Annotated in this window: 10 protein-coding genes; 5 read left to right on the forward strand and 5 right to left on the reverse strand. The window is 29.9% G+C overall.

From position 1 onward, the window contains the following. Positions 1-68 precede the first annotated feature (68 nt). The 3 genes from Ccar_RS16890 to Ccar_RS16900 form a co-directional block, all read right to left on the reverse strand. Positions 69-1,504 (reverse strand): IS1182 family transposase gene (locus Ccar_RS16890; RefSeq protein ID WP_416101003.1). Its coding sequence is split into 2 segments (ribosomal slippage): positions 69-922 and positions 922-1,504, totalling 1,437 coding nucleotides; the frame shifts between segments, so codons are not numbered across the junction. A 194-nt stretch (positions 1,505-1,698) separates the two neighbouring features. Next, positions 1,699-3,000 carry a CitMHS family transporter gene (locus Ccar_RS16895; protein ID WP_007063479.1) on the reverse strand — a complete coding sequence of 434 codons (1,302 nt, stop codon included), beginning with the start codon at positions 2,998-3,000 and terminating at the stop codon, positions 1,699-1,701. Between the two features lie 267 nt (positions 3,001-3,267). After that, positions 3,268-5,526, reverse strand: a complete 2,259-nt coding sequence (locus tag Ccar_RS16900) for a sensor histidine kinase (RefSeq protein WP_007063478.1) — start codon at positions 5,524-5,526, stop codon at positions 3,268-3,270. A 250-nt stretch (positions 5,527-5,776) separates the two neighbouring features. On the opposite strand from Ccar_RS16900, the gene Ccar_RS16905 reads away from it, so the two are divergent. After that, positions 5,777-6,469: a response regulator transcription factor gene (locus Ccar_RS16905; RefSeq protein ID WP_007063477.1), complete on the forward strand. Its 693-nt coding sequence runs from the start codon at positions 5,777-5,779 to the stop codon at positions 6,467-6,469. An 88-nt stretch (positions 6,470-6,557) separates the two neighbouring features. On the opposite strand, the gene Ccar_RS16910 is transcribed toward Ccar_RS16905, so the two are convergent. Continuing rightward, on the reverse strand, positions 6,558-7,640 hold the full coding sequence (locus Ccar_RS16910) for an AbrB family transcriptional regulator (RefSeq protein ID WP_007064886.1): 1,083 nt from the start codon (positions 7,638-7,640) through the stop codon (positions 6,558-6,560). 151 nt (positions 7,641-7,791) lie between these two features. On the opposite strand from Ccar_RS16910, the gene Ccar_RS16915 reads away from it, so the two are divergent. The 4 genes from Ccar_RS16915 (at position 7,792) to Ccar_RS16930 (ending at position 12,266) form a co-directional block, all read left to right on the forward strand. After that, positions 7,792-8,727, forward strand: a complete 936-nt coding sequence (locus tag Ccar_RS16915) for a LysR family transcriptional regulator (protein WP_007063475.1) — start codon at positions 7,792-7,794, stop codon at positions 8,725-8,727. A 204-nt stretch (positions 8,728-8,931) separates the two neighbouring features. Further along, positions 8,932-11,235: a hydratase gene (locus Ccar_RS16920; RefSeq protein ID WP_007063474.1), complete on the forward strand. Its 2,304-nt coding sequence runs from the start codon at positions 8,932-8,934 to the stop codon at positions 11,233-11,235. A gap of 149 nt (positions 11,236-11,384) precedes the next feature. Continuing rightward, the gene (locus Ccar_RS16925) at positions 11,385-11,660 is read left to right on the forward strand and encodes a Nif11 family protein (RefSeq protein WP_007063473.1); all 276 of its coding nucleotides are present in this window, start codon (positions 11,385-11,387) and stop codon (positions 11,658-11,660) included. A gap of 39 nt (positions 11,661-11,699) precedes the next feature. Continuing rightward, on the forward strand, positions 11,700-12,266 hold the full coding sequence (locus Ccar_RS16930; RefSeq protein ID WP_007063472.1) for an isochorismatase family protein: 567 nt from the start codon (positions 11,700-11,702) through the stop codon (positions 12,264-12,266). Between the two features lie 104 nt (positions 12,267-12,370). On the opposite strand, the gene Ccar_RS16935 is transcribed toward Ccar_RS16930, so the two are convergent. Then, positions 12,371-13,357: a sugar-binding transcriptional regulator gene (locus Ccar_RS16935; RefSeq protein WP_007063471.1), complete on the reverse strand. Its 987-nt coding sequence runs from the start codon at positions 13,355-13,357 to the stop codon at positions 12,371-12,373. Between the last annotated feature and the right edge of the window lie 160 nt (positions 13,358-13,517).

A 13,517-nucleotide genomic window follows, 5' to 3' on the forward strand; every position in this document is an offset into this window, starting at 1 on the left:
ATAAGAAAAAGCTCCCCTAGGAGCTTTTTCAGATTGTTCATAAACCCAGCATTTTTAAAGTGCTGGGTTTAATTTTGTCTTAAATATTTATGCGGTAGCATATAAAAAGAGAATGTTATCCATAAATTGGTTAGTGAATTCTTTAAAAATTGCAAAAATAGGTGCGATAGCACCCTGGCTATCTTTTTCATATTCTGAACTGCTGCTGTTAACAAACATTGTTCAGAAACTTTTTTAATTCCACGCATGCGACAATAGCGCAGACCATGGAGATTTTTTGAATCTGCAAAGCTACGCTCGATAGTTTCTTTTCTTCTTTTATATAGCCATTTTCCTTTATCAGTCTTAGTAAATTTGATTACTTCATCCTTGTAATCTTCCCAGACATGGCGATAAACAACTTTTCTTTTGCTTTTATCTGATAAGCAATTTTCTTTTTTATTGCATTGGCTGCAGTACTCGATTTTACATACATATTCTCTATAACCATCACGGTTAGTAGTTCTATATTCTAATGCTCTTAAATCTGGACAATAATATACATCTTGTTCTTTAACATATTGGAATCTAAATTTAGTAAATTTACCTTTTACATGAGGACTACGTCTATAGCCCATAACTGCTTTTAGTTCTCGTTCAAATATTTGTTTACAAATATTATTAGTAGAATAACCAGCATCGGCTCCAACATATTTAGTTTGCAAATTAAACTTTTTAATTTGAACATCTAGTCTTTCTATATAAGGATCTACATCATTTATGTTACCAGGCGTTACATAAACATCTGTTATTATGTTATACTTTCCATCTACAGTTCTATGATCTAAATAAAAAAATCCTTTTGGTTTTCCATCCCTATGCATATAGCCACTATCAGGGTCTGTAGTACTGGTCTTAATTTCTTTAGTTTTTTCTATTTTATCTTTTTTTTTAGAGGTTGTTTTCCATGAGCTACTCTATCCTTATTAATGTCTTCTTCTAACTCATTAAAATAGTCTTTGGTTGATTGTGTAATTTGTTCTTTTGTAAACTTGTTTTTATTAGCGTTAGCTTTCAAATGTGTAGAATCTGTATATAGAATTTTACCATCTACCAATTTTTTATTTATTGCTTGAAATACAATATTATCGAAGATTTCTTGGTATATATTTGTATCCTTAAATCTTGTTATTCTATTTTGGCTTATAGTAGAATGACTTGGGATTTTATCTGTTAATGAAAATCCTAAAAACCAGCGATAAGCTACATTTACTTCAATTTCTTTCACGAGCTGTCGCTCTGATCTTATTGCAAATAAGTAACCTATAAATAACATTTTGAATAAAACTACTGGCTGAATTGCTGGTCGTCCATTATCAGGACAATAGAAGTCCTTAGTTAAATCTCTTATAAATGAAAAATCTATATATTTATCAATTTTCCTTAAGATATGATCTTTGGGAACTAAATTTTCTATATATACTAACTCTAATTGTTGCTGTGCAGAATTATTTTCTTTAATCATAATAGTTAACTCCTTAAAAAATCTGATATTATATTAATTCTACACAAAATCTTAAAATCCTTTTTGAATTTAAAAAAAGCCCTATCGGGCTAAAAATTTAAAAGGCTGCTGACAAAATATGTTTATCAACAGCCTGAAAAAGCTCCCCTAGGAGCTTTTTCTTATTTGTAAATAATATTTGAAATTATGTACTTTTATAAAGGCATAACACCTGTAAGTGACGCTGCTAATACAAATATTATAAATGTACCTATTGACCATTTAGCAGAATGTCTTTGCCATTCTCCCATATCTACTCCTGTTAATTGTAATAGTAAATATATGAATCCAACAAGTGGACTTAATAAGTGGAATGCCTGTCCCATTGTAGCTGCAATACCAATTTGTAATGGAGTAAATCCATAAGCTACACCTGTTTTTGCAAGAACAGGAAGAACACCTAAATAGAAAGCATCATTTGAAAGCATAAATGTACCTGGTACACTAATAACTGCTGTAACTGCAGTCCAATGTGATCCTAGTGATTTTGGAACTACTGAAGCTAAGTTTTTAGCAATAGCTGTTGCCATTCCACTTTCTGTCAATATTCCCATGAATATTCCTGCTGCAAGTATCATAACTATAACCTGTACAGCATTTCCAGCATTTCTTTCAATAACTTCTCTTTGTGTTTTTATGTCACGATAGTTAATTAAAAGTGCTAATGCTGCACCTACTTCAAATATTACAGAAGATGGAATATCACCCATAATTAATATAACCATAACTGCTATAGTTAATATGAAGTTAACCCATATAAGTTTTGGTCTCTTAAGAGCTTCTTCTTCTTCTGATGTAGCAGCTAATTCTGCAAAAGCTGCTTCGCTAATTTGTACAATGCCTAATCTCTTACGTTCCTTTAATCCAAGTATATAAGCAACACCAATAACATATATAATAGCAAGTATCATTCCTGGAATTAAAGGATTTAATATTTCTGAACTTTCAAGCTTTAATGCTGCTATTATACGGGCAGTTGGTCCTCCCCAAGGCAAAAGATTCATTATAGAATTTTGCATTATTATTATAGTAGCTAAATAAAGTGGCTTAATTTTAAGCTTTTTATATACTGGTAGTAAAGCAGAACATACTATCATAGTAGTTGTTGATCCATCACCATCAACAGATACAAGTGCTGCTAAAATTGCTGTTCCAACAAGTACTTTTACTGGATCTCCCTTTACAAACTTTACAATTGCTTTAACAAGTGGATCAAACAATCCAACATTTATCATAATACCAAAGAAAAGAATTGCAAATAATAACATAGTTGATGTTGTTGCTACCCCTTTAATACCTGTAAGCGCAAACTTTCCAATAGTGAGACCAAAGCCTCCAATGTATGCAAACACAATTGGTACTATTATAAGAGCTGAAAACGCAGTCAAACGTTTCGTCATAATTAGAACCATGAAAACTACAACAATACTATAACCTAATATAGTTAATAATGACATAACTTTGTACACCTCCACATTTTTCGAAAACGATATCAATAATAATTATTTAACAAACCTGGCCAGCTTGTTTTTTATTATATGATGCTAAATCGTTTTCTACAATATGTTTTTCGACATTTTATAATATTCGTTATAACTTTCTTACAATTCTTAAAATGGTATTAATAAATTCTTAAAATAATATTAAAGATTATTAAATTGTTAATAAATATCAGACAGCAAAAATTACAATTATTGTTATTTGATGTTTTTATTTAATAAATATCATATAATTTTATTTATTGCCTCTAAAAGTTCAGATAATTCTATAGGTTTTCTAACAAAAGCATCAACAATAGAGTTATAATTCACATCACTTTCATCAACATATCCAGACATCAGTATAACAGCTGCATCATTTTTTATTTTCTTAATTTCTGCTGCTAGCTCAATTCCTTTAATATTGGGCATCATATAATCAGTAATAACAATATCAAATTTTTTACTATTCTTCTTAAATAACTTTATTGCTTTTCTTCCATCTGTTCTTGCTACCACCTGAAAGCCAACATGTTCTAAAGATTTTTTTATTACTTTTATGTTTTCTAAACTATCATCTATTACTAATATTCTTTTTTTATAACTTAACTTATCTTCAAGTAACTTACGCTCTGAATTTTCGCTTTTATCCATATCGGACTCTTCATTGACTAAAGGTAGATAAACCTTAAAACAACTTCCCATGTCTATCTCACTATCCACCATTATTACTCCACCATATCTATTTACTATACTTTGAACTACAAACAATCCTAAACCAGATCCTTTTCCAATATCCTTTGTAGTAAAGAAAGGATCAAAAATTCTCTTTTTAGTTTCCTCATCAATTCCACAACCATCATCTTTAATCATCAATTCAACATAATCATGTTTTTCCGAAAGCACATTACTAATATTGTTAGCCTCTATTCCGCTAACAGTATTTAAACATATTTCAACTTCACCTCTGCTATTTCCTACTGACTGATAAGCATTTGTACATAAGTTAAATATAACTTGATGAATTTGAGTAGGATTAGCTTTTATATATCCACAATCTTTGTTTATGTTTTCTTTAAGAGTTACATTCTTAGGTATAACTGCTTTTAAAAGATTTATAGTTTCTTTAATTATATCATTAATATTAACTGGTTCTATTTTAACATTCTCTTTATCATTTCTAGTAAAAAGTAATATTTGTTCAATTAAATCTTTTCCTTTTTTTGAAGCCTTAAGTATCTCCTCAATATCTTCATAATATTCCTCATCTTCTCCAGTTCTCATAAGCAATAATTCTGAATACCCCAATATAGGAGTAAGTAAATTATTAATATCATGAGCAATTCCACCAGCAAGTGTACCAATCATTTTTAGCTTATGAGAATGATAAAGCTCCGCCTCTTTTTTTCTAAGTTTCTCAGAAGATTCATTTAAAATTCTTAAGTATTCTGTTTCTTTCTCAAGTGCTTCTTTATTTTTTTTCATTCTGAATAATTCCGAAAGAAAAAAGTATATAATTATGATAATTATTATAACTATTCCAATAACTATAACTAAAAATCTATTAATAGGTCTTTGTACTTCATCATAAGACATTGTCACTGCAACAATCCAAAAATAATTGCCAAGCTTAGCAGGAGTATAGGCATTAAGCTTTTTTGCTTTTTTCAAGGATGACTCCCACCACCAATAGGAGTGATAGATTGCAGTACCTTCATCTCCTTTAAGTTGGTGATCTATTAACTCTTCAAGTTCACGAAAATCTAATCCAGGATGCATTTGTTTTCTCGTTTCAATAACATCTATGCCAATTTGTTCTTTTAATTGGTGCATAATTATTATTCCATCTTGATCTTTAACCATTGCATATCCCTTTTCTCCTACTTTTACATCAGCAATTAACTTTTTATAGATAGCATCAACTCTTAGTTGTACTGAAATCACACCTTTAAAATTGTCTCCATCAAAAATGGGTTGATATACACTGTAAATAAAAATGTCTTTACTTTTGTTTAAGTGCACTTTTCCAATGTAAGTCTTTTTCTTTGATATAGCAGCATCAATATCTGTTTGAAGAACACTATCCGTATTTTGTAAACTTTTTGGGTACTGTGTTACAAGTTTTCCATTCTTATTATAAAAGCAAATTGAATCTATAGCATCATCCTTCGCTTCATAATAGGACCTAATTTTATTATCATAAACATCAAGCATTTCTCCATTTTCAATATAGGAGATACTTTTAATAAAATCCTTATCTAAAGCAATAGCCTCTACACTATCCATAGCATCATCAGTATACATTTCTATACTCCGGGATATAGACCTTGAAATACTCAGCATTTGCTGCTCCTGTTGAACTATAATTGTCTTTTTATATTCATTGTATGCAAGATATATAAACCCACTTAAAATTATAACTAAAAGTATATATATAACTGTTCTTACAACTTTATTTTTTGGTACTAATTTTTCTCTTAATATATCAAATATCCTTATAATCACCTTTTTACCTCCACTCAAAATAATAATTATGCTCTTGCAGTTCAATTATAATTGTATTACAATTATAATTAAATTTTAAGCCATTTTTCCTAACATATTTTTTTACAATATATACCTTATACATATTTTTTTGTAATGTACACCTTTTCAGTTGTTACTATATTTTGTTTAGTGTTTATTACTATGTAATTGTTTTCTGTTTTAATTAATTACTATATATTAATTAAAATTTTATACTGTGAGGTTAATTATGGAACAAATCAGAATACTTATTGTTGAAGATGAAGAACCTATAAGAAAATTAATTTATAAAATACTTTCAACTCAAGATATGCTAGTTTATCAAGCTCAAAATGGAAGCCAAGCCCTTGAAATGATAAATAAATACAGCTTTGACTTAGTACTATTAGACATATTGATGGATGATATATCTGGATATGACGTTGCAAGAGAAATCAGGAAACATAACTTACAACTTCCAATTATCTTTCTTAGTGGTAAGAAAGATGATGAAGATATTATAAAAGGCCTAGACATAGGTGCAGATAGTTATATCACAAAACCTTTTAGCCCTTCAGTTCTTTCTGCACAGGTAAAATCAAAAATAAAAAGACGTAAAGAAATATTACACGAAAATACTGACTCAAACATAATAGTTCATTTTCCTTTTAAATATGACTTGAATACGTATAAATTTTATAAAAATGATATAGAACTCAAACTATCTTCAAAAGAAACAAAGCTTATGAAGTTCTTTATGGAACATCCAAACCAGGTATTTTCAAAAGAACAACTTTACCAAAGTGTTTGGCAAGGTAATAACAGCGATGACAATAGCATAATGGTTTATATAAAATATCTTAGAAATAAAATTGAAGATATACCACGTAAACCAAAACATATAAAAACCGTATGGGGAATAGGATATGAATTCTGTGTATAAATAGTTTTGTACTTAATACCTCAATTTTCAGAGGACAGATGACAATTGTCCTCTACAAAAGTTGAGTTAATATCATATACTTGTTTTTTCACGAGGTGACAATCTTAATTAATAATGGAAAAATACCAATTACAGTTACAACTCTTACTGTATGCAGAATGGCAATTTTAGGTGCGTCTCCTCCCAACTCCTTTGCTATAAGTGCCATATCTGATAATCCACCAGGAGCACTAGCTAAAAGAGAAGTTATAAGTTCAAGTCCACTAGTTTTATTTATTAAAAATCCAATAAATAAATTAACAGAAATAATACCTATCAAAAGGATAAAAGCGGGTATTAATATGCTTTTTAGCTGCACTATATCTCCGTATGTAACTCTTGATCCTATGAGAGCTCCTGCAAACATTTGAGTTAATCTTCTAAGATTTAGCGGCATGAAGCCTTTATCAAAAATTACATTTAGAGCACCTACTGCAGCCATTGAAAATGTCATTGTACCAGCTGGAATTTTTAGTATATATCCAATTAAACCAGTTGCTAAAGCTAAAACTGTAGTTATTAATAAATTTATTGATTTTTCTTTTAATGTGCTTTTATTTTTTGTTCTATTTGATTTTCTTTGTAAATTTGCTTCATCAACACTACTAGCTATTTCATCCAAAGCATTTTTATCTTCATTTTTAAAGCTCTTAGCTATAAAATTCATCATTGGAGGAAACACAATTAGTACAGTAACAAGTCTAATAAGATGCAAAACAACTACCTTTGAAGTATCTGCTCCAAAATCATCACTTATAAGGGACATATCTACAATACCTGCAGGCGCTGTTGAAAATAACGCTGTTATTAAATCAATTCTTGTAACTCTAAACATTACATATCCCATAAAAAGATCTAAAGTTATCATGCTTACCACCATTAAAATAGCAGGCTTTATTATTAACCTCATTTCCAATACGTCTTTACGTTTTATACTGGCTCCAATATATGCTCCAGCACATATTTGAGTTATGATTTTTATATTCTGTGGAATAAATGCATGTCCTGTAATAACACTAAACACAGCTACAACCACCATAGACCCTACCATGGCACCTGCTGGAATTTTAAGACGCAGTGCAATAGTACCACCAAGAATTGCAACAATTAAAGTCATAATTAAATTTATCATAAATAACAACCTTTCCGCCAATTATCTAAACTTTGTTGAATTCTAATATTTATCTAGTCATATTCTATCATGTAATATATAATATATCTAATACTATAATTAATATAAACATTATAACTATTAACCTATAGTAGTCAAGGAGGATATTCTAATGGATTTTAGACAATTACAATATGTATTAACAGTAGCTGAAGAAAAAAATTTTTCTAAAGCTGCACATAAATTATTTATATCTCAACCTTCATTGAGTCAATATATTCAAAAAATAGAACTTGAATTAGGTACTCAACTTTTTGATAGATCTTCCTCCCCATTAAAGCTTACATTTGCAGGAGAGCTGTATATTGAAACAGCTAAGAATATTTTAGATCTAAAAGATCAGCTGTATCAACAAATTAACGATATTGCTAATCGAAAAAAAGGTCGTGTTATTATAGGACTTTCTCCAGTTAGAAGCACTTACATTATGCCAAAGATCCTTCCAATCTTTCATGATAAATTTCCTGATATTGAAGTAGTTCTTATCGAAGATATCTCTAGTACCCTAGAAACTTTAGCAGTGAAAGGTTCAACTGATATTGACTTAATAACAACCCCAATGAAAAATGACATGCTTGACTTTGAAACCATATTCTCAGAGGAAATACTAGTTGTAATTCCTCCAAATCATCCTATACAAAGTAAGATTAAATATAAAACTTCTGCTAAATCTACTCATCCTACAATTGAGCTTAAAGAACTTAAAAATGAGCCATTTATTTTGCTAAAGAGGGATCAAAAATTGCATAAAATGGCTACTTCACTTTGTGAGCAAGCTGGTTTTTCTCCGCGAATTATACTTGAAAGTGAAAGTATTGAAGCCGCTCATGCATTAGCAAAAGCAGGTATGGGTATCACTTTTGTTCCTGATACGTTAATATCAGCTCATCAAACAGAACCTTATCCACTTTATTGTTCAATTGACAAATTGAGACCCACTAGAGATGTAATAGTTGCCTACAAAAAAGGCAGATATCTTTCAGTAGCTGCCAAAGAGTTTATTTCTATTTTAAAAACAGTTTTTCCGAAAAATCAAAAGCATATTTAATGAAAAAGCTTGCACTTTATTTCACCATTCAATGGTAATTGATTCAACATTTGTTTATTATGTTTACAAACGTTAAACATTTGTAAAATCAACAAACAAATTTTGAATATTACTTTTTTATATGTTATAATTTGAATTATAAAAATGAAGAACTTTCAATTAGTAAGATTTATCTAAATTTTATAATATTTACAGGAGGTACTCATGATCAATTTATACGGCGAAGGCGCATATTTGTTAAACGGCAATGATTTAACTTTCAACGACAAAGAATCTGATGAATGTATTAAAACTAAATTAGGTGAAAAATACCTTGATAAAGAAGAAGCTAAGAAAAATACTATAGCTTATGGTATTTTACAAGATCACAATAAATCAGGTAATCCTGATAAATTACAATTAAAATTTGATGCTTTGACATCTCATGATATAACTTTTGTAGGTATTGTTCAAACAGCAAGAGCTTCAGGTCTTGAAAAATTCCCAATACCTTATGTACTAACAAACTGCCACAACAGTCTTTGTGCTGTTGGAGGAACAATTAATGAAGATGACCATTTATTTGGATTATCAGCAGCTAAAAAATATGGCGGAATTTTTGTTCCACCACATATTGCAGTTATCCACCAATATATGAGAGAAATGATGGCTGGATGTGGAAAAATGATTTTAGGTTCAGATAGTCATACTCGTTATGGTGCATTAGGAACTATGGCCATAGGTGAAGGCGGCGGAGAATTAGTTAAGCAGCTGCTATCCAACACATATGATGTAGATTATCCTGAAGTTGTTGGTGTTTATCTTACTGGAACACCAAACCCAGGCATTGGACCACAAGACGTTGCTCTTAGCATAATTGGTGCTGTATTTAAAAGCGGCTTCGTTAAAAATAGAGTTATGGAATTCGTTGGACCTGGAATTAAAAACTTAAGTGTTGAATATAGAACTGGTATAGACGTAATGACTACTGAAACTACATGCCTTACATCAATTTGGTGTACAGATGATAAAGTAAAGGATTATCTTGAAGTGCACCAAAGAGGAAATGATTACTCAGAACTTAACCCAAGTGAAGTTGCTTACTATGATAAGATGATAACTGTTGACTTATCTAAAGTACAATCAATGATAGCACTTCCATTCCATCCAAGTAACGTTTATACAATTAATGAACTTAATGCAAATATGATGGATATTTTAGATAAGGTAGAAAAAGAAGGACAAAAACTCTTCAAGGGAACTGACTTAAAATTCTCATTAAAAGATAAAGTTATAAATGGAAGATTATTCTCTGAACAAGGATCAATTGCAGGTTGTGCAGGGGGAAATTATGAAAATATTTGTGCAGCAGCAAATATACTTGACGGAAAATCTATTGGAAATGCAGAATTTACTTTAAGTGTTTATCCATCAAGTATGCCAGTATATCAAAGCTTAGTGGATAATGGAATTGCTTCAAAACTTATACCAACAGGAACTGTTTTAAAAACAGCTTTCTGCGGACCATGCTTTGGTGGTGGAGATACTCCTGCAAACAATTCCTTATCAATTAGACATACTACAAGAAACTTCCCTAACAGAGAAGGTTCAAAACCAGGAGATGGACAAATTGCTTCAGTTGCATTAATGGATGCTCGTTCAATTGCAGCAACAGCAGTTAACAAAGGACTTATTACAGCAGCTACTGAACTTGAAGGCATTAATCCTGAAATTCCAAAGTATTACTTCAATAAGACTATATATGATAACAGAGTATTACAATCTTACAATAAAGGAAATGATGATACAGAGCTAAGATTTGGTCCAAACATTGCAGATTGGCCAAAGATGGAGCCATTAACAGATAATATGCTTCTTCAAGTAGCATCAGTATTATTAGATCCAGTAACTACAACAGATGAACTTATTCCATCAGGGGATACATCAAGCTATCGTTCAAATCCTCATAAGTTAGCGAGCTTTACACTTTCTAGAAAAGACCCAAATTATGTAGGTCGTTCAAAAGAAATTCAAGCTGCTGAAATTAAGAGATTAGAAGGATCTATTCCTGAAGAAGATAATGCAGCTTTAAAAGAAGCTTATGAAAAGCTTACAGCTAAGTTCAGCAATTTTGATAAGAAGAATACACTAATTGGAAGCATGATTTATGCGAATAAACCAGGAGATGGTTCTGCAAGAGAACAAGCAGCAAGCTGTCAAAAGGTTTTAGGCGGATTTGCAAATATAGCAAAAGAATATGCTACTAAGAGATACCGTTCAAATCTTATTAACTGGGGAATACTACCATTACTTATGGATGGAGAACCAGAATTTAAATGTGGAGACTTTATTTATCTTACAGATGTAGTAAATTCAATTAGAGAAAGAAAACCTGAAATCAAGGGCTATATCTTAGGCAATGAAATGAAAGAAATATCCTTAAGTGTTGGTCAACTTACAGACAATGAAATAGAAATTTTATTATCTGGCTGCTTAATTAACTTTAACAAAAACAAAATGAAGAAATAATATACAATACCAACACATTAAGGTAGTTTAAAACTAAATAATTAGTTTTAAACTACCTTAATTGTCTTTTAATGTAATAATTAATTTTGTTAAATCCTGCTGTAGTGCTATAATAATATTATTAATTTAGAGTATAAGGAGATGTAATTATGAACGATATAAATAAAGAATTGGAACTGCTTCATTCTGATGCTAAAAAAGATCCTTCGTTAAGAGAGAAGCTCCTTGCAACACGTTCAGCAGATGATCCTATGGATGAATTTTGCAAAATAGCTTGTGCTGCAGGACATCACATAACTGTTGGTGAACTTTTTGCAATTGGACAAGAATTTAGTGACAACCAATGCAAAAGTACAAATGGTGGAAATCCATACCCATATGACTCCTTCGATGACACATATGAAACCTTTCTAGCTTCTCTATAAACTTTACATTAAATTTATATGGGGTTGGAGGTGATTATTATGAATAAAAAATCATTATTAATAATTGATTGTCAAAATGATTTTATAACTGGCAGTCTTGCATGCCAAAATTCAGAAAAAGCTGTATTAAACATTGTAGACTATATTAATAAAAATCCAGAATTGAAAGTATTTTATTCCTGTGATTGGCACAAAATCACCAATAAATCATTTCAAAATAATGGTGGAATATGGCCTGTTCACTGTGTTGAAGACACTGAAGGCGCTTCACTTTCTAAGGAATTTACTCTTGGAATAAAAGATAAAAACAAATCCCCACAAAATGCTGAAATTGTTTTTAAGAAAGGTATCAATGATGACGTTGAAGAGTATTCAGCCTATAATGCATTAAACATAAAAAATGAAAAACTATATGATAAACTTGATAATGAAATTATAATATGTGGAATTGCCAGTGAGTACTGTGTCAAAGAAACAATACTTGAACTTCAGAAAAATGGCTTTAATGTTACTATTCTTGCAAATGGCCTTGGGTATGTTGATGAATCTAATCATTCAAGCACTTTAAAAGAGTTTGAAAAAAGTGGTACACATATTATTTATTAATAGTTTATAACATAGGTTTCACTTATAAAAGGCAATATGTAATTTTCTAATGAATACAAAAATTACATATTGCCTTTCAAACAATTTTATTCTAGTTGGATTTTTTAATCAAATTTAATATTACATTTTTTTAAAATACTAATAGCCATGTCCGTATCTGTAATAAGAATATTAATAAGATTACCTTTTAAAGCGCCAATTGTAGCATCTGTTTTATGTTTTCCAACTACTATTCCTATACGGTATCTAACCTTTAATATAGATTCCATATCAACTCCCACAACTTTTTTATTAATATCTATATCACACACATTGCCATCTTTATCAATAACACGTCCATAAATACTTCCTACTGCATTTGTATTTTGTAAATCGCATTTATCCATATATTTTCCCCATATGTTACTATATAGAGATGTGCATGTTTCGCCACCTATACCAGTAAGAATAATATTTGCTTTTTTACCATATTCAATAGCATCTTTAATAACAGGTTCATCAATTATTTTTTCTCTTATATAATCATCTTCAATATATAAAGGTGCAAGTAAGAATTTATATTTACCATTATACGCTGCTGCTAAATTTTTAATAAGTTCTGGTGAATCTAAAATAGGATTATCTTTAGCTACACTACCAACTATCTGCAAAGCAGTAATATTCATGAACTGATTATTATTAGCACTAACCTGATTTATTATATTATAAACAGTCTTCCCCCATAGAACACCTATTATTGAATCTGATGTAATTATTCTATTTAGATATTCTGCACCCAACTTACCTAGCTGTCGTAAAGTATCCTCATATGGTATATAGTGATTATTAAGAATAATAACATTCTGCAAAGCAAAATTTTCTTTAAATATATTCTCTAACTTTGTATTTCTATTATTAGAAGTATGTACGGTTATTTCTACTATATTTTTATTTCTTGCATCTTGAATCCATTTTGAAACCTTAAACCTCGTTGTTGAAAAATAGTCTGCAATTTCAGATTGAGTTTTATTTTCATTGTAATACATATGTGCAACCTTCGATAAAACCTCATCTTTTTCTTCTTCATTCATTTTATCATAATCATTAAACATTATTATCCCTCTTCTATGAAACAATTCGTAATATATTTTATCATTTTTAAGACAAATTTAAAAGTATTTATATCTTTAACTGCAATTTCTTCTGATTTATCCATAAAATTATTAAAAACGTGTAATTCATTATAACATTATATAAAAGCCTCTTCAACAT

Source organism: Clostridium carboxidivorans P7 (genome assembly GCF_001038625.1).
Taxonomy (GTDB): domain Bacteria; phylum Bacillota; class Clostridia; order Clostridiales; family Clostridiaceae; genus Clostridium_AM; species Clostridium_AM carboxidivorans.